General features: G+C 64.1%; 13 protein-coding genes, 1 tRNA gene and 1 pseudogene. 8 read left to right on the plus strand and 7 right to left on the minus strand.

The window, feature by feature from the left end; all coding sequences use genetic code 11:
- Positions 1 to 260 (minus strand): annotated as a pseudogene (locus BGN97_RS04680) (alpha/beta hydrolase); the annotation flags it as partial.
- A 130-nt stretch (positions 261 to 390) separates the two neighbouring features.
- Between BGN97_RS04680 and BGN97_RS04685 the strand changes: the two are divergent.
- The gene (locus BGN97_RS04685) at positions 391 to 1,206 is read left to right on the plus strand and encodes an AraC family transcriptional regulator (protein ID WP_292698453.1); all 816 of its coding nucleotides are present in this window, start codon (positions 391 to 393) and stop codon (positions 1,204 to 1,206) included.
- Between the two features lie 250 nt (positions 1,207 to 1,456).
- Positions 1,457 to 1,645 carry a hypothetical protein gene (locus BGN97_RS04690; RefSeq protein ID WP_292698455.1) on the plus strand — a complete coding sequence of 63 codons (189 nt, stop codon included), beginning with the start codon at positions 1,457 to 1,459 and terminating at the stop codon, positions 1,643 to 1,645.
- A 12-nt stretch (positions 1,646 to 1,657) separates the two neighbouring features.
- Here BGN97_RS04690 and BGN97_RS04695 read toward each other — a convergent pair whose 3' ends face one another.
- Positions 1,658 to 2,527 (minus strand): IS3 family transposase, encoded by an 870-nt coding sequence (locus tag BGN97_RS04695; protein WP_292698457.1) that lies wholly within the window; start codon positions 2,525 to 2,527, stop codon positions 1,658 to 1,660.
- 13 nt (positions 2,528 to 2,540) lie between these two features.
- Between BGN97_RS04695 and BGN97_RS04700 the strand changes: the two genes are divergently transcribed.
- The 5 genes from BGN97_RS04700 to BGN97_RS04720 all read left to right on the plus strand — a co-directional run bounded on the left by BGN97_RS04700 (position 2,541) and on the right by BGN97_RS04720 (position 6,607).
- Positions 2,541 to 4,064, plus strand: a complete 1,524-nt coding sequence (locus BGN97_RS04700) for a type IV secretory system conjugative DNA transfer family protein (RefSeq protein WP_292698459.1) — start codon at positions 2,541 to 2,543, stop codon at positions 4,062 to 4,064.
- A 55-nt stretch (positions 4,065 to 4,119) separates the two neighbouring features.
- On the plus strand, positions 4,120 to 4,593 hold the full coding sequence (locus BGN97_RS04705; protein WP_292698461.1) for a single-stranded DNA-binding protein: 474 nt from the start codon (positions 4,120 to 4,122) through the stop codon (positions 4,591 to 4,593).
- Positions 4,594 to 4,682: 89 nt separating this feature from the next.
- A complete protein-coding gene (locus BGN97_RS04710; RefSeq protein ID WP_292698596.1) occupies positions 4,683 to 5,228 on the plus strand; it encodes a hypothetical protein in 546 nt (181 codons plus the stop codon).
- Complete coding sequence (locus tag BGN97_RS04715; RefSeq protein WP_292698598.1) at positions 5,209 to 5,424, plus strand: helix-turn-helix domain-containing protein; 216 nt, start codon at positions 5,209 to 5,211, stop codon at positions 5,422 to 5,424. Before BGN97_RS04710 ends, BGN97_RS04715 begins: the two co-directional genes overlap by 20 nt.
- Positions 5,417 to 6,607 (plus strand): tyrosine-type recombinase/integrase, encoded by a 1,191-nt coding sequence (locus BGN97_RS04720; RefSeq protein WP_363331400.1) that lies wholly within the window; start codon positions 5,417 to 5,419, stop codon positions 6,605 to 6,607. The genes BGN97_RS04715 and BGN97_RS04720 overlap by 8 nt, the downstream gene beginning before the upstream one ends.
- Before the next feature lie 235 nt (positions 6,608 to 6,842).
- Here BGN97_RS04720 and BGN97_RS04725 read toward each other — a convergent pair.
- Both BGN97_RS04725 and BGN97_RS04730 read right to left on the minus strand, forming a co-directional pair.
- Positions 6,843 to 6,916: transfer RNA gene (locus BGN97_RS04725), tRNA-Pro, on the minus strand.
- A 168-nt stretch (positions 6,917 to 7,084) separates the two neighbouring features.
- The gene (locus BGN97_RS04730) at positions 7,085 to 10,111 is read right to left on the minus strand and encodes a TrlF family AAA-like ATPase (protein WP_363331401.1); all 3,027 of its coding nucleotides are present in this window, start codon (positions 10,109 to 10,111) and stop codon (positions 7,085 to 7,087) included.
- Between the two features lie 291 nt (positions 10,112 to 10,402).
- Here BGN97_RS04730 and BGN97_RS04735 point away from each other — a divergent pair, with 291 nt between their 5' ends.
- Positions 10,403 to 10,918, plus strand: coding sequence for a very short patch repair endonuclease (locus BGN97_RS04735; RefSeq protein ID WP_363331402.1), 516 nt, complete (start codon positions 10,403 to 10,405; stop codon positions 10,916 to 10,918).
- Positions 10,919 to 11,083: 165 nt separating this feature from the next.
- Here the strand turns inward: BGN97_RS04735 and BGN97_RS04740 are convergent, their stop codons facing one another.
- From BGN97_RS04740 to BGN97_RS04750, 3 genes are all read right to left on the minus strand, one after another.
- Positions 11,084 to 11,983, minus strand: a complete 900-nt coding sequence (locus BGN97_RS04740; RefSeq protein WP_292698465.1) for a bacteriophage abortive infection AbiH family protein — start codon at positions 11,981 to 11,983, stop codon at positions 11,084 to 11,086.
- Positions 11,984 to 12,138: 155 nt separating this feature from the next.
- Positions 12,139 to 13,110, minus strand: coding sequence for a PD-(D/E)XK nuclease family protein (locus BGN97_RS04745; protein WP_292698467.1), 972 nt, complete (start codon positions 13,108 to 13,110; stop codon positions 12,139 to 12,141).
- Positions 13,107 to 17,642: a helicase-related protein gene (locus BGN97_RS04750; protein WP_292698469.1), complete on the minus strand. Its 4,536-nt coding sequence runs from the start codon at positions 17,640 to 17,642 to the stop codon at positions 13,107 to 13,109. Before BGN97_RS04750 ends, BGN97_RS04745 begins: the two co-directional genes overlap by 4 nt.
- Between the last annotated feature and the right edge of the window lie 24 nt (positions 17,643 to 17,666).

The following is a 17,666-nucleotide window of genomic DNA, read 5'->3' on the forward strand; positions in this document are numbered from 1 at the left end:
ACGTAGTCGTCGACGCCGGCGTCCTCGATCACGGTGAGCACGTCGGCCGCGAGCTGCCGCAGCGTGTAGGGGCCCGAGAGATCGCGCGAGCGGCCCCAGCCGCGGAAGTCCAGGGTGAGCGTGTCACGCTCGGGAAGGCGCTTCAGAACGAGATCCCAGGTGCGCGACGAGCCTCCCCAGTAGTGCAGGAACACCAGGGTGGGTCCCGTGCCGGTGCGGTGGTCGTAAGCGGGCAGATCCGTCAGTGTGGTGTCGGCCATCGAGTGCTCCTTCGATCGGTTGGTCGAGGTACTTCTCCTCGAATCCATCCAACGTGGGCCTCGGCGGCTGCGCATCGCCAGAACCTGACCTGAGATAGGGGAAACTGGACACGTGCCGAGCATCGCGCAGATGACCTATCAGCCTCCGAACGGGCGTGCGACGCCGGTCGAGACGATGACGTTCCGCCAGTTGCGCGACCGGAACGACGGCGGGACGCAACGTGCCGATTTCCACGTCATTGGACTGGTCGACGCCGGGCACGGTGCGGCGACCGTCGATTTCGCCTCCTTCCCCCTCGAGCCGGGGTCGGCGGTGTGGATTCCGCCGGGAGCCGTTCACCGGTGGGACGACATCGCGGCGGTGTGGGGAACCCTCGTGCTGTTCGTGCCGACGGCCCCGGTCACCGATGTCACCCGTCGGATCGTCGCCGACCCGGACCTCGTCGGCGCGTGGCGCCTGCCGGAGGCGGAGCGGATGTTCGTCGACGCGGCTCGTGCGCACCTCGTGCTCGAAACCGCGGCCGCAGGTCCGGGCTGCGCCGGCGAGGTCCCGTCGATCCTGCTGTCGGCGCTGTTGGGCAGGCTGCGGCCGCCACACGGGGAAGCGGCCGCGGCGAATCGGGTGTTCAGGGTCTTCCGGGAGAGTGTGGAGACGCACTTCCGCGAGCACCACGACACGCTCTTCTACGCCCGCACTCTCGGATACGCGCCGCGGACGCTCTCACGCGCGGCGCTGCGGGCGACCGGTCGAACCGCGAAAGGCTGCATCGTGGACCGCATCGTTCTCGAGGCGAAGCGACTGCTGGCCCACGATCGGTTGACGGCGGCCTCCTGCGCGGCCGTGCTCGGCTTCCCCGACCCCTCCACCTTCTCCGTCTTCTTCCGCAACGCCACCGGCATGCGCCCCGGTGCCTGGCAGACCGCCGCGCTCGATCCGGTCGGATGACTGCTCCTCAGGCGACGTCGGTGCGACGCAGCCCGACACGGGCGAGCAGAACACCGGCGGCCGCCGCACCGATGCCGCCGGCGACCATGTCGCCGATCGTGTCCTGATAGCTCATAGACGTCGCTGCTGATGAACCGCCACCCGGCCCACTCGACGATCTCCCACAGTGCGCTGAGGTCGAGGCCCAGAAGGGCGACGAGCCGCATCCATCCTTCGACCGTACTGGTCGATCCCGATGTCGGATCAGCGCATGGCGTCGTCGATGCTCACCCGAGTGCCCAAGGTCGCCCGCCCGATGGTCGCGGCGATCATCCGCACGATCTTCGTCCCGCGCGGTAAACGCGACCTCGTCGGCGCCCAATTCGACGAAGTCGTCACCATGCTCGCCCGGTCCCACCCGACCGTGGCGGACATGCTCGACGACGCCCGCGAAGACTGAATCGCCCCGGGTTTAGTGGAGGGCGAGTTCTCCCAGCGCCGGCTGGTGCTGGGGGTTCATCTCACGGTAGTACTCGTTCTCCTTCTCGATCGGTGTGAGATACCCGATCGATGAGTGCAGCCGATTCTCGTTGAACCAGTGCACCCAAGACAGCGTCGCGAGCTCGAGGTCATCGGCGCTGCGGAACGGGCCGTCGATCTTCACGCACTCGGTCTTGTAGAGGCCCACGACGCTCTCTGCGAGGGCATTGTCGTAGCTGTCGCCGACCGTTCCGATCGAGGCGATCGCGCCGACTTCCGCGAGCCGCTCGGTGTAGCGCAAAGCCGTGTATTGAGAGCCTGCGTCGGAATGTTGAATGACGCCGGTGACGTCCTCTCCGGCCCGGTCGCGAACCCAGAGAGCCATCTCCAGTGCGTCCAGCGGCAGATCGGTGGGCATCTTCGACATCGTCCGCCAGCCCACGATCCGGCGGGAGAACACGTCGGTGACGAACGCGGTGAACGCCATCCCCGACCACGTCGGCACATAGGTGAAGTCGACCACCCAGAGCTCGTTCGGCCGATCGGCATGAAACTCGCGCTTGACATGGTCCTCCGCCCGCGGCGCTGATGAATCCGGGCGGGTGGTGATGAACTGCTTGCCCCGGCGGATGCCGCGCAGACCTTGCTGCCGCATGAGGCGTTCGACCGTGCACCGGGCGACGATGATGCCCTCGCGGCGCAGCAGCCGCCAGATCTTGCGGGCACCGCTGATTCCGCGGCCGAGCTTGCGGTCCCAGAACACCCGCTCGATCTGCACGACCAACTCGGCGTCCGCGGTCGCTCTGGCCGAGGCGGGCCGTTTCTTGAACGCGTAGTACTGGGTCACCGCTGGCGTCCTCATCCTCGTCGTCGGAGTGATCGGGTGGTGGGTGTGGCGGTTCTTCCGCGAGCACGGGCGCCAGGTGAAGAACGATCCCTACCGCATCCCCGGGATCGCCACCCGCACTGAGGTCACCAAGTCCGCCTCCGAGGGCGCGTTGCTGTGCCGGGCCGGGCACCTGCGGCCCTCGCTCGGCAAGCCAGCACCGGAGGATGTCGGCTACCGGATCGGCACCTCGCGTGGCAAGGGCGTGTGGGCGAGTGTGGAGGACAGCATCCTGCTGATCGGGCCGCCCCGCTCCGGCAAAGGCGCCCACATCGTCATCAACGCCATCCTCGACGCGCCCGGCGCGGTCGTCACCACCTCGACCCGGCCGGACAACCTCACCGCGACGCTCCGCGCCCGTGAGAGCGTCGGGCCGGTCGCGGTGTTCGACCCGCAGCACCTGGCCGAAGGCGTCCCCGCAGGCCTCAGGTGGTCACCCATCCGCGGGTGCGAGGACCCGCTGACCGCGATGATCCGCGCCACCGGCCTCGCCGCCGGCACCGGCCTGTCCGCTGGCGGCGTCGAAGGTGGCGGATTCTGGGAAGGCAAGACAAGAACCGCCCTCCAAGCCCTGCTCCACGCCGCCGCCCTCGACCGTCGCCCGCCCGGCGAGCTGTTCCGGTGGACCCTCGACCCGTCCGCCGCCGCGGACGCGGTGGCGATCCTGACGGCGAACCCGAACGCTGCGACGGGGTGGGCGGAGTCGTTGCAGACGATGATCGACTCCGACCCGAGAACCCGCGACTCCACCTGGCAAGGCGTCTCTCTCGCCCCCGCTGCCCTCGCGGACCCGCGCGTGCTCGATGCCGTATCGCCGCGCGAAGGCGAGGACTTCGACCCCGAAGCGTTCCTCCAAGCCCGCGGGACGCTCTGCCTTCTGGCGACCGGCGCTGGCGCGAACAACAGCGCGGCGCTGGTGGCGGCGTTCGTGGAAGACGTCGTGGAAGCCGCCCGCCGCATCGCCGCCCGCAGCCCCGGCGCGCGACTCGACCCGCCACTGCTGCTCGCCCTCGATGAGGTCGGCAACCTCGCCCCCTTGCCGTCGCTGCCGACGCTCATGGCGGAGGGCGGCGGCACCGGGATCACCACCATGCCGGTGTTGCAGTCGCTCGCGCAGGCGCGGGAGAAGTGGTCGGAGAACGCGGCCGGCGCGATCTGGGACGCGAGCATCGTCAAGATCATCCTCGGCGGCGCCTCGAACTCCAAAGACCTGCACGACCTGACCACGCTCATCGGCGAACGTGACGAGGTCACCGACTCCACCACGGTCGGAGACCACGGCTCCCGCTCCGCCCAACGCTCCATCCGCCGCGTGCCGATCATGCCGCCCGACGCGATCCGCACGCTCCCGTTCGGGACCGCGCTCATCATGCTCCGCTCCGCACCGCCCATCGTCACGAGAATGCGGACCTGGACCGACCGGCCCGACGCGAAAACGCTGCACGCCGACCGGGCAGGAATCGAAGCCCTGCTGCAACGCCGTCCGCCGGAGGAGCCAGGCGCACCTGCCTGATACAAGGGCGGCCCCAGCCGTGGAGCCGCCCGCCGATGTCAGGAGGGCATTCGTCATGGCGATTCGTACGCAGGAGTCGTTCTCGGGGTTCATCGCCTCGGAACCGCAGTTGAGCTACACCGCCCGAGGTGAGGCGAGGTTCTATGCACGGGTCGGGCAGGAGCACTACCGCAAGGAGCAGGACGGCACGTTCACCGAGCTCGATCCGACTTTCCACGACCTCGTTGCCTACCGCGCGACCGCTGAGCGGGCGTACGAGCGGTTCGCCAAGGGCGACAGCTTCGTCGCCGAGGGCTACACGCACCCGTACGAATACGAGCGGGACGGCGAGACCGTGCAGGGCGAGGAGTTCGTCGCCAAGAAGGTCGGCCACGACCTCGCCCGCACCAGTTATGAGGTCACCCGCGCACGCTCGCAGCGCTCCGTCGAGCAGGAGGCTCCGTCGCAGTCGGCTCGGCTCGATGCGCCGCAACAGCCGCAGCCGCGTCGCTCGGCCGCCGCCCCGGCGGCGCCAGCGCTGGGCATGTGACGGAGCAACCGATGACCGAGATGCATGCGATTCCCGAGCTGGACGAGCCGGAGCCGACGCCCCTTGATGACGACGAGAGCGAGGAGCAGATGCGCCTCGACGTCGGCTTCGTGGCGGAGCCACCGCATCCGGTGAACTGGAACCTGCTCACCGCCGACGAGGCACGCGACGAATGGGCCGAGCTCGACAAGTGGGTGACGTGGCTGCGCCACACCTACGGGCTGCCCGCCAGCGTCATCCCACCCTTCTGGCACCGTCATGCGGAGCTGGTCGGGGAGCTCTCCGCGCTGCACCTCCACTGGCTGTGCGCGTACGACCCGGAGCAGAACGGATCGGCGCCGTCCGGCTGGCACCGCGACTTCGCAGAGACCCGCCAGCGTCTGCGCGACTGGGTCGCCGCCAGCGGAACCCGCCTGGACCGAGATCGGCCCACCCGGCAGACAGCTTGGCCGGGCGAAGAACCCGCCGACCCCGTCGAGGACATCGTGATCCCGGATCGCGCCGAGGACTTCCGTGCCTTCGTCGAAGCCGATGTTGCGCGCCGCCAAGCCGCCGAGGAGGCCTTCTACGCCAGCCTCGGGGTCGATCCGTCCACCGGCGAGGTGCCCGATGACGATGACGGCTCTGACGAGTGAGAGCGGCGTCAGGCCGTCCGAGCCGCTGTGGTGTCCGAGGGATGTCGCCGAGTTTTTGAATGTCTCCCAGGCCACGCTGTCCCGGTGGCGGCGCGAGAAGGTCGGGCCACCGTTCCTCCAGGTCGGCGGCGTCTACCGCTACAACCCCGTCACCGTGCGGGCGTGGGTGACCAAGCAGGAGACGGATCGTGGCTGATCCACGCAACCACCGGATGCCGCCGGTCGGCGTCAAACTCACCACCGACGTCGAACGCCGCGTTGACGGCTTCCGTGCCCGCGTCCGCTGGACCGACCCCTCGACCAAGAAGCGCGTTGGCCGCGTCAGCCACGTCCGCACAGCGGAAGAGGTCGAGGAGTTCTTCGAGCAGATGCGCGCGGCCACCGAAACCGGCAACGATACCACCATCACCCTCGCCGCCTACGTCACATCGATCGGTGACAGGTGGCAGCGGGGCCTCGACCCGACTTCCACCGCCGAGCTCTACGAGGCCGGGTTGCGGCTCCGCGTGCTGCCCGCACTCGGACACATCCGGGTAGCGAAGATCACCGCCGGAATGATCGACCGCACCATTGACGGCTGGGAGGCCGAGCACTCCGCCTCCACGATCAAAAACTCCATCGCACCCCTGGTCAGGGTTCTGGACGAAGCCGTCCGCGACGACATCATCTCCATCAACCCCGCCAAGCACCGCGCCCGCCGCAACCTCGGCAAGCACGTCACCCACACCACCGGCGCGCTCCGCCAGTACGCCCTCCCGGACCTTCCGACGCTGCAGAAGCTCGCGGACGCGTGCGGGAAGGTGCACCAGTCGTACTCCGATCACGTCATGCTCGCCGCCCTCCTCGCCGCCCGCGGCTCAGAGGTCGCCGGGCTCCGCGCAGGCGACGTGGACTGGCGCAACCGCATCGTGTGGATCAGACGCCAGCACTACCCCGGCAGAGGCGGCCTGGTCATCAAGCAGACCAAAGGGCGTCGAGACCGCCCCGTCCCCATGCTCGACGCGCTCGAACCCGTACTCGAACGCCTCACGAGCGGCAAGGAGCCCGACGACCCGCTCCTGCGCGGGCCACGCGGCGGTGTCCTCACCACCGCCACCGTCCGCGATGCCACTCACTGGGACGACCTCGTGAAGAGCCTTCGGTTCGAGAACCTCACCCGACACGGGCTGCGCCACACCGGAGCTACTTGGATGGCCGACGCCGGGATCGCGCTGCACGTGCTCCAAGAGATCCTCGGGCACCAGTCGATCGAGACCACGAAGGGCTACCTGCACCCCGACCACCGGCACCTCGCCGAAGCCGCTCGACAGGCCAACCAGTTCCTCTCGGCAGCCCCCACAAGAAGGGACACCACCCGCCGCGACGGACCCCGCCTGTGACCGCTTTCCAGAACTCCGCTCCGACCCTTCCAGAAGGAGCCGGAGCACCGTCTTGCGCGGATTCTGGTCCACTCTACGGGCACCTTCTGGTGCACTTCGCGGGCGACGATGTCGAACGGGACTGGTCCACTTCGACGGCGGGCGGGTCGAGCAAATCGAGCGAGTGGACCAGCCAGTGACCACTCCCGGAAACGACGAAGCCCTGGTGAAAATTGCTTCTCACCAGGGCTTTTTGTCGGGATGACAGGATTTGAACCTGCGACCCCTTGACCCCCAGTCAAGTGCGCTACCAAGCTGCGCCACATCCCGTTGTTCATTTTTCGGACTGCCAGGGGGTCTGAACCACTTAACCCCCAGGCGTCCAAACGTCTCCGCCAAGGCCAGGTTCCGCGTGATTCCGGGCGGCGCGTCATGCAGAGCGCATCACGAAATGCATGGATTGCATGATTCTGGTCCCCTATTGGTCCCCCTGAACCGTCACACCAACGACGGGAAGGCCTCATACTTATGCCGCCGGTTGTCGAAGGCTGGCTTGGTTCCCTCCAAGATGTCGAGTGCAAACTTCGCGACGTCGAGCTCCGCGATACTCCCGCTGCTTACGGTGAATCGCCTCTCATGCATCTGGCAATGAATGATCTGGTCTGCATCTCCGACTACGGCCAGGTTCGCGTTGTGTGTGACCACGATCGTCTGGCGCCGACCGGCTGCCTCGTGGATCGCGGGTACCAGCTTCGACGCGATCGTCTCGTTGTCGAGGTTTTCTTCGGGCTGGTCCAGTAGCAACGGAGTAGTCCGACGATCGACCACAAGGTAGAAGAGCGCGAGCACAAGACCACGCTGCCCGGGTGAAAGCTGCGAGAGTGGCTGTCCGTCGCCCGTCAGTCCGAACCGCACTTCGAGCCAAGTCAGATCGAACATGTTCATCAGGAAACTGTCGAGGGATGTCGTGCTTCGCAACGCATTCGAGGGGTTGCGTAGCTCTCCGTCGACTTCACCCCTCTCATGCTCAAGCCGGTGCAGCGCCTCCGAAAGCTGCTTGGCGAGTTGTTCCCAGCTCGCATCTTCGAGCCGTTGCGGAAGTTCCGTGAGCCAGTCCGTGAAGTCGCCATTCCTGCGGCCATCGAGACCTGCCGAGACACTTCTCCAGGTCGGCAACAGTCGCAGTTCTGCGTTGAACTCGAGTCCAGCGTTCTTGACAACCTCGGACCGCGCAATGAAGTCCGACGCTGGCGCATACAAGCTCTCAACGGCCCGGAGCTGCGCTTCAAGAGCTTCGTAGATGCACTTCGAGCGTTCGACGATCTGGGCACGGAGTGCGTTCACTCTTGCCGGCGTCTCACTGATGCGTTGGAGCAACGCGGTGAGACCGGCATGGGATTCTTCATCGCTCTCGTCGCCGATGAGGGCGGCTACGCGTTCCTCCGATTGAAGAACACGTTGCCGCGCTCGTTCGCGAGCGCTGTCCGCAGCAGCGAGCGCGTCGGTGTTCTCGCGCCGGGCTTGATCTTGCGCCGCGATCTCGCGGTCTAGGGCTTCGCGCGCGGCGCTGAGCTCCGCAAGGGTTGCTTCAGTTAGCACGCGCCAGGAAGCATATCGAGAGTCGTTGACTCTAAGAATTAGAAACGGGTCGCCCTCACCGCCGAGGATCGCTTCCGCCTCGTCGTTTAGTTCCATGACGTCCGCGCGGATCGCTTCTGCCCTGTGATTAATGGCCTCCATGTTGGCGAGTTGTTGTCGTGCCTGAGCTTGCTGCTGCTCATTCGTGCTGCGTCTCGTCAGCAGGTCTGAGCGAGTCTTCTCGATGTCTTCGGAGCGTTGTCTCAGCTCCGCAAGCTCACCATCGTCCTTGCTTTCTGAATCAATCGCAGCCAACGCAGCCTTGGCGGTATCGACCGCTTCCCTCGCGGCGTCGACTTCCGCCTTCTTTAGCGCTAGTCGGCTCTGAACCTCCGCGGCCTGGTTATCCGAACGGAAGGCAATTGCGGCGGCATACTGGCGAACAGTCGCTTGAAGTTCATCCCTGAGTCTAAGGATGTCGTCGCGCGAAGACTGCGTCTTCTGCGCTAGAAGTGCGTCGAACGTCTTCTCGCCGGCCTTCTCGCTTTCGGGGATGTGCGTGAAGAGGATAATCCTCAGCTCCCGCTCAAACTCGTCTGTGTCGTCGGTGTCAGGGTCAAGATTGCAAACACGCTCTACGAACATCTGCGGCAGGTACTCAACTGAGACGGGCGCGGCCCTATCGTGAGCCTGAGTTAATTGAACCTTACGAGCTGTGCCGGTCGCCCACACGAGTTCGGTAGCGTATTCCCGCGCAAGCTTTTGGTTCGGCGCACTGAGGAACCGAGATGGGCTCAGGAATGCGAACTCGTTTCTTCGCGAAGAATTTCCGCCGAGTGCGATGCAGTCGAGCAATGCCGACTTTCCTTGCCCCTTGTTACCAACGACCGCTACAAAGCCAGAGTTGAGAGGAAGATCGTGATCGAAGAGGTCATGTGCTTCCTTCTCCGAAGCAACGCGAACGCGCTCAATGAAGCGTTCCGGGTTCCTTCGAACTCGCGCGAGTGCTGGAGGCTCTAGCCCGACGTAGACGCGGCGATCGAACTCCTCGATGGCATACGCTAATCCAGCCAAGGTAGGCGTTGTGTTCATCCATGTCTGGCAGGCTCCGAGGCGCATATGCTGTTCAGAGTCGGAGAAGTAGTGAGCATCGCTGCAATCTAGAATCTTGTGCGTGACGTTGCTCGAACGCAGCTCTCTTACGTCTTCCGCCCAACGTGCGGTATCGGGGTAGGCGGTGAACACGAAGCTTGAGGAGTTGATTACGTTCTTCTTCGACGCGATCGACTGCTCGTTCCACTTAATATTCCGCCATTCGGTCTTGCCGATGCCGATGAGCGCCCTGCCCTTAAAGTACGGCCCGTCAAGTACGGCTTGAACATCATCGAGTCTGACATTGATGTTGTTGAACCCCTCCATCAGGTCAGGTCCATAGTGTGGGAGCTCTTCTTCTGGCACGGTCTCTTTGATCCGTCGGCCGAGGTCTGACAACGAATCTCTCGTGATGACTGCCTGCCACCCAATGCCCGCATGGTTCGGCGCCAGAATTATCTTCGGCTGGAGAGCACCGATGAACTGCGCCTTGATCATCTCTGCGTCAAGATCGGGATCGAAGACGACGTGGAGGTTGACCCTGGAGAGATTGCCATCGGTCCCACCGAAGTGGTCAAGTCGCATCTCGATCACAGGGAAGATCGCTTCAAGATTCTGGAGCCTTCCATTCTTCTTGGCGTCGAGTACACGCTGGTACCCGTCGAGGAACCAGTAGTCGTTGATGCCGATGACGCTGATGTCTTCTGGAAGCGCCTCGAGTTCGCTGATGAACCGTTCCCAGGTCTCCTCAGTGGCGGCGCCGTAGTGCTGCACGATCGAGGCTGGCGTGTGAACGTGCAAGTCCCAGATGCGCCAAGCTGTTCCGCGTTCACGCTCCGCGTTAGACGGTGTCACAAGCTGTCCTTCCGACCGACTCCAACGTCGGCCGACCAGGTAGGACAGCCGCTATGAGTTCACGACAAAACGCTATCCGCCGCGGCCACTGGAAGTGACTGAGACGCGCCGGTGCGGCAGCAAGCCTCCATCACGACGTTGTTATCCGTGCATCGATCTCGACGAACCGAACGTGCTACGAGACGGCGTAGTCACGCAACCGATACTCAGCTCATCTCAGACGTCTGGCACTGCCGCTCCTCGCTCCCGCTACCCACCACCAACAGTGTCCCGCGGGCTAGCCTTGGAGTCATGGAGACCATCGCGGACGACGCCCCGCTGCGCGTCCCCGCGGCGTCGAGCTCTGGGCGGCGCCGGAACATGCAGGCGAACCGTCGTCGGGACACGAAACCCGAGCTCGCGCTGCGTTCCGTCCTTCATCGAGCCGGGTTCCGCTACCGCGTGGACTACCGCATTGACCTCCCCGGCGGACGGGTACGCCCAGACATCGTGTTTACCCGCAAACGGATCGCCGTGTTCGTCGACGGGTGCTTCTGGCACTGCTGCCCTGAGCATGGCTCGCAGCCGTCAGTGAACCAGCCGTACTGGTCACCGAAGCTCGCGCGGAACGTGGAACGCGATGCACGGAACACGAAACTGCTGAGGGAAGCCGACTGGACTGTCCTGAGAATCTGGGAGCACGAGAGCGTATCCTCGGCGCTGAACCGCGTGACCGAAGCCTTGATGACATGTGCCGTTGGGAAGCGCGCAATGCAGAAGCCAAGACTGGCAACGGCCGTCGAGTCATGCAGCACTTCGTCGGACTGATCGATCCCACACGCGTCATCCTGCGTGTATTTCGTGGCTTCAGCCGACGGGCTCGAGCCAGAGATCTTGCGTTGGACACGAACAGCGAGACCAGTAGGTAGAGGTGTCTCTGGCCAGTCGGCTTGGGCAGGCATACCCTGACGATGCCACGTCTACGGCGAGAGATCAGCCGGTCGTCGCAGTTGGGCGCGAGGTGCGCTGAGATGATTTCTCTTCCAGGACTTGCTTTTGGTACGTGATGCCGCATCCATACTCATCAAGACGAGAACATGCATCTTCCAGAGCGCTCCTGTCGTACGCATAGACCATCCAAGGCACATCTTCCAGTAGCTCTGCTAATCGATCGAAGTACGGTTTGTCGACTAAGCCGAACGAGAAGCCGTAGACAACAACGCGGTCAAAATGGCGAGGAACTCGAGTGAGGAACTCGGACATTCTCTCCACCTGGTAAGTCTTCTCAAACTCCTTCAGGCGTTTCTCGAGCGCCCCGTGGGCGATGGATCGATAGTAATCAAAACTCTCTTCGTCATCCCATTCATGTAATTCTGGCAGATCTCGAAGCGCTCCGGGCGCATATCCGAGGATGAGTGGTTCACCGCCAACTTCGCCATGCACGTGTAGAACGCGAGAAGGATCAATCTCATAAAGACGTTCCAGAGTGTGCGTGTAGTTGAAGTTGAGGAAGCAATCGCGAGGTCCGAATATCTTCTGAAAGATACCCAACGGTTTCTGCTCTTCAAGCGCCTCATCGGCGCGCCTCGCGAACTCCTCAAGAGGAAAGTCGAGGAGCTGCTCAGCTTCGTGGATAATGCCGTCTCTGTCACCCTCGCGTTCCGATAGAAGATCGGGCGCGTAGCTCTCAAGGTGCTGGAGAAGCATGTCCATATCGGGATGTGCGAGATTCGCTTCCACGTCTGACCAGAGATCTTCCGCATCGCTGTAACACTCCCACTCCCCGTGGAAACGCTCGGCCTCAACAGCAATCTTCTTCAGGTGCGGGGCGTATGCAGTGGGAAGGTCGTGTTGCAGATCAAACCCGTTTCCCAGGACGTGCAGAGCGACCATGTGACAGCGTCTCCATTCCGTTGGCTTACTAGCTTCTTCTTCGACTTAACCATGCAGACCGGGGCACTCACGCCGTTGGACCGGGCATAATCCCCGAAGACTCGCACCGGGATGATTCGCCTGCTGAGCGCTAGGCGCCCATTCGTCCGTGCGAATCACGATTCGGGCAGGATGCGGAGGCGGCTGCTGCTGCTCGCCGACCAGTCACCGGATGCGTTACCTCTACGTCGGCGGACGCGAACGGCGCGCGCGAACTGGCCAGGTGCCAGGTTGCTGGGGAGGAGGGTAGCTGATATTCCCGTCAGCCACTGGCCCCCGATCTGTACTGCGGCTGTCCCGGAGCTGGAGTGTTCGATGGCGGCGACCTCGCCCTCGATCGCGTCAGCATCGTCCCAGGCGGAGATGGCGTCCCAATGCGGCTCGCATCTTGAGCGTTTCGGGCAGTAACGGCATACGTCAGCGTGCGGATAGGCGGTGACTCGATCCGAAAGTTGCGCGGCGTGAATCTTGCTCAAGAATGGGGCGATGTCAGAGCTGGTCACTGGAATCTCTACGAGGCCGCGCTGCAAGCTAAAGACAAGCACACGTTCCGGAAATGCCCCAAAGTTCACCTGGAACAGATGCGCATAGAACGTCATCTGGTGGTCGATCGCGGGTGATAAGGCTGCGGAGGCGTTGCGTCCGGTCTTGAGGTCGATGATGAGCCCGCCAGCCCCGGGAGACACGATGTCGAGGACGCCGAAGAGGCACCGATCGTCGTCACGCAAGAGCACCTCGCTTTGCGGCCGAGAGCCGGCACTGGCGAGAATCTCTGAGAGGGCCTGCCCGCGAGTCTGGAGCCGTGCCCGGGTGACGATTCCCTGGCGCATGCGTGCCGGTTCGGCCTCATGAGCTTTCGCGACTTCGTCGAAACGCTCCTGGAGCCGCGTGCCTGGGTGTGCGGACGACCACTCTCCTGCCTCGATCCAGCGCTGCAGCGCAAGGTGTGCGATGGCTCCGGGGTTATCTGGGGTATGCCCTGCTGGTCTCGACGGCGCCGAGGCTGGTGCCGCGGATGCGGGACAGTGCAGCAGACGCCAGCTGGTCGTCGCTGACCACCATTGCGGTTTCGGGGCTTCAGGGATCACGCACCTGCCAGTTCAGAGTCGGAGATGAGTTTGAGAACGCGACGCGGATCGCGGTCGAGGGTGAAGGAGTCAACGAAAACCACGCCATCCAGGTCTTCTTCGGAGGATTCGATCTCGGCCATTGCTTCGGCAAGACGAGGGGCGATGAGCGTGTCCTCGGAGGCTTCGAAAGCGTGGCGGGCGATTACCGCGAATGAGCCGGCGCTGGGGCTGTTGTATCGCGCGGCTGGGACCACGCTGCTAATCGGTGCAGCGTTGTAGGCCTGGGCCCAGCGGTCGATGGCGGCGGTTTCTGCCGCGTCATCGATGATCAGCGGCAGCCCTTGCAGGAGCCGGAACAGGTCCCTGGCAAGCCGCCAGTCGAGCAGGGCGTGATAGGCCATGTTTCCGTAGTCGCGAAGGCAGCGGTAGCACGATGAGCTGCAGACCTTGGTATGCGAAGGGTCTTCTAGCTCGGCTAAGTAGCTGTCCACCGCCCTGAGAAATTCGGGTAGAAACCCGGGTGAGCCGAGCTGGGTGCTGAACCCTGCGCCGTTCTCCAGAGTGTCGGCCAGGAACGCGTACGTGGCGGGTTCGCTTCCGGTAACGCCGGAGTAGATGCCCGCGGCAAGTTCGAGAGGCTGGATATCGAGCGCCGCAGAGGCAACAGTGCGCAGAAGGAATGCGAGCGAGTACCACGCGGCACGTCGACTGTCAGTAACTTCCTGCGCACCGTAGGGCTGGCGGATTCCGGAGACGAGGTTGAGGCGGAGCCCGGCTTCGAGATTCGTGGGTGCACCGGCCCCCGCGAAGAGGAAGTCGGTGTGCTGCACGGCACCGAGGGCGACGCTGATCGGATCTCCAGTGGCAAACGACGGATGGAGCAACCCCGCATCGATGGCACGGGTGGAGACGTAGCCGCCCCATTCAGGACCGCCGTGAGCCGCACGGCGGAGAGTGAAGAGCTGCCCGCCGTTGTCGTTGATGACGTACCGGGAGCCGGGTCCGGAGAGTATCAGGGAGTTTCCAGGGTCTTGGCAGGCGAGGGCATCCATATCTGTCATTGCCCGCGCAGCCATCGCGCGGGGGTTCCACGAGAAGTTGCCATCGAAGTCTGTGCCGGTCCCGCTGCGGAACCCGAGCGGTTCCCGTAGAGGCACGGTCGTATAGAAGGTAGGGCCGGCACCGCATCTCGGGCAGGTACTTAGGTCTTGTTGCTCGCCGAGGTAGGAGCAAGCACGACAGATGGAGAGAGGCGACTCGATACCGAGCGGTTCGGGTTCTGGCTGGGGTCGTGGTCCAGATGGCTTGAATGCGGTGACGCCGACGACCGGATAGACGGTCCCGTCGCGGACGACTTCACTCATGGGGGCGAACTGGCTGACTGCCATGCTGAGGTCGCGGTCAATGACTCCTGCTGGAGGCCAGGGGTAGGAGCGCTGAGGACGCTTTAGGTAGAGGTACCTGACCGAGGTGGGGAATCCGAACATGGGGAGGAGCCCATCCTCAGCCAGCTGCTGGCTGAGGTCATCGTGCCGTTGCGTCAGGACCGAGTGATCGATGTCGTCGAGGAGCGCACTGATGCACCGTTCCGCCTCTTCGTCCGCAGTGCCTTGGAATGCCGTGCTACGGGCGAGCGACCGCGCGGTTTCCCGCACGACGCCTGGGTGGTCCGCTAACCACTCCTCGAGCCTGGGCCGGAGGAAAGCGTGCCAGTCAGCGGTCTTGCCGAATGCGCCGTGTACGTTGCTGCTGGCGTCTTCGCCGTCGGTCGCGGAGATGAGCTCCGAGAATGCTTGGCGAAGGACCTCGCTACGAAGCGATCGCGTGAAGATCTCCGGTCGGTTCAGAGCGAGGTAGGGCTTCGGCGTGGGCTCATTCGTGATGCGGTCTGGGCGTTCGAAGTAGTACTCGTCATGACTGCGGCCGCGGCATACGGTTAGCGCGACCGCGACGGGTGAGTTACGTCGCCCTGCACGTCCGACACGCTGCTGATAGTTGAATCGAGTCGGCGGCATGTTGCCGAGAACCACTGCGGAGAGGGCGCCGATGTCTATTCCGGCCTCCATCGTCGTCGTGACCGAAAGGACGTCGATAGCGTCGGTGAGCTCATTTTCTCCTGAGCCCAGGAAAACATCCTGGAAGCGTGATTGGCGGGACTGCGCGTCGATGCGGTCGGTCTGGCCGGTTAGCTCTGCGGTGTTGAGACGGAATCTGCCATCGTCACGGGTTGCTTTCCACGCGTAGTAGTCCTGGTCGAGATCAACGGGGACAGTATCGGCAGGAAGCGGTGCCGCGCACTTGGTGCAGTAACCATTGCCAGTAGTCAGATGCTGACGGCTGCATCTCGTGCAGGTCCAGGCGCGCCCCTCCCCCATTCGCAAGACCACGGCCGAGGGGTCGATCAAGTATTCGACGACTGCACTCCCGGCTCGGTTCAGGGCATCGTCGCGGAGGCTATCTGCCGTTGAGCCCTCCGAGCTGGCCACGGCTGCCCAGAACTTGCGGAGTTTGGGGGTCGGGTCATCCCGTACACCTCGTAGACCGAAGAACCGGCGCTGGTCAGCCAAGATACGCAGCGCTGCCCTCGCTTGTCCGGTGGCCGGGTCAGCCGGCGCATCGGCAGGTGCGGTGTCGGAGGCTAGGGCCAGCCAGCCGAGGCCGAGGGATTCGAAGTCGCGTCCTCCGCCGGAGAACAGCCCCTCAAGGAGCTCTTCCTCGAGGGAGCGGCCGATGTCGTTGAGGAGTGACCTCTGCGGGTCCGTGAGGCCTGGCTTCGGCGCTGGTGGCGTGAGACGCCAATCGTAGAGCTCGCTCCATGTCACTGCATGGTCTTCAGCGGTCTCGCGGAGGCGTGCATGAGGTCCTCCGGGGTTCATCCCGAGGCCCAGAAGATCGGCGGATACTTCAGCGGCGAGTTCCCGAAGCGAAGGCGGCGCGGAAAGCGCTGCTTTCAGGCGTTCGGCGTCGCCCGGACCGGTCTCGGGCTTGCCGTCCCAGATGTCCCGGAGTTCATCGAGAAGCGGGGCGTTGCGTTGCCTGAGCCGGGCAAGAGCTGCGAAAGACTCGACTGACTTCTCGTTGCGGACCACGTGGCCCTCGGCAAGAACAAGATCTAGCACGGCGCTGCCAGAACCGGCGAGGCGCGCGTAGAGCAGCTGGCGCAGCAGGTCCTGGTAATGCCGGAGGCTGAGCCCGGCGGAGAGCTTTGCGGCGTCCTGCCTGCTGTCGGTGAAGACGATTAGCTTGCGGTCGGCGTCTCGAAGGTCATTGGCGAGCTCCGTGGTGAGCACCTGGTTGATCTTTTCGAAACCGGTGCGCATCTGTCGGATGGGTGAGCGCTGCGTCGCGGGATCGGTGGCCGGAAGCCTTCCGTTGCGGCCGTACTGGATCTCCCAGTCATCGCCGCAATTCGGGCATTGCGTTGGAAATGGACTGACTGTCTCGGGAGCGCGGCGCAACTCTCCGGTGGCGTTGTTGCGGGCGAGGCGGGCGTGGAAACTCCATCCGGTGAATCCTTCGGCAATGTTGCTGATTTCACCGGAGGCAGGGTTGAGCTTGCTTGGGCGGAAGCCGTAGGAGACTGCGTTATTGTCGCGATTCCAGGTGGCTGAATCGAGGTTCGTCAGCGTGGTTTCAGGGCGGGGCCAGTAGACGAGGTAGTTATCGGGAGTGCGCTGCAAGGTGACCTGGTCGGGCAGCTTGGCGAGCTCGGGTACGTCGGCCAGCAGCATGGTCTTAACAGCTTGCTTCTGCAGTTCCCCTTCCGGGGCGAAGCCGCCGAGGAGGACATCGCCGCAGTTCTGGCAGTACAGCAGCTCGAGTACTCGTGCTCCGCATTCGCAGCGGGTAGCTGGCTCGGCGTAAAGCTTTCCGACGGTACGCGCGGCTTGCGGGTCGGTGACGGCGCTGCATGAGGGGTCGCAGCATGCCCACATGCCGACGACGTTTCGGAAGAATAGGTGGGCGCGGAGCTTCGGGTCGCCCGTCTGAGGGTCCTGGGCAAGTCCGGCGAGGACGTTGGCGATTGCCTGTTCAGAGAGTTCGTCTGGCGTGGCAGGGAAGACTTCCTGGGCGATCTGGCTGAGTGTTTTCGCCCCGCCGGTTCCGTTGCCGTGAAGTGCGCCCCGAAGGGCATTCACCACACCGCCGGCTCGTCCGGCTGCCGCAGCGTTTACTGCGTCAGCGGTCGCGAGCTCGGCGGGATCGACAGCGGGAGGGACCTGGTACTCGGCCGGCGTGATGCTGGAGCCAGTGATGAAGGAGAAGGTTCCCGGGTCGACGTCGAAGAACTGGTGCAGGTAGTCGCTGTCGCGTTCAGAGTCGAGTGATGCGGATGCCGCGAGGACGCGGAACTGCTCTGGCCGCGCGTCGAGGCCGAGGCGGCGCTTGAGCGTGCGCAAGAGGTAGGCCACTTCAGTGCCGGCGGTTCCGCGGTATGTGTGCAGCTCGTCAACGACCAGGGTGAAGACGTTGGCGGGGTTGTCGAGCCATCGCCTTGTGGAGTCGAAGAAGTGGCCGTCGCGTTCGCGCAGCAGCATCACGTTGAGCATGGAGTAGTTCGTGATGAGGATGTC

Origin of the sequence: Microbacterium sp. 69-10, from assembly GCF_001897945.1 — a bacterium.
Lineage (GTDB): Bacteria > Actinomycetota > Actinomycetes > Actinomycetales > Microbacteriaceae > Microbacterium.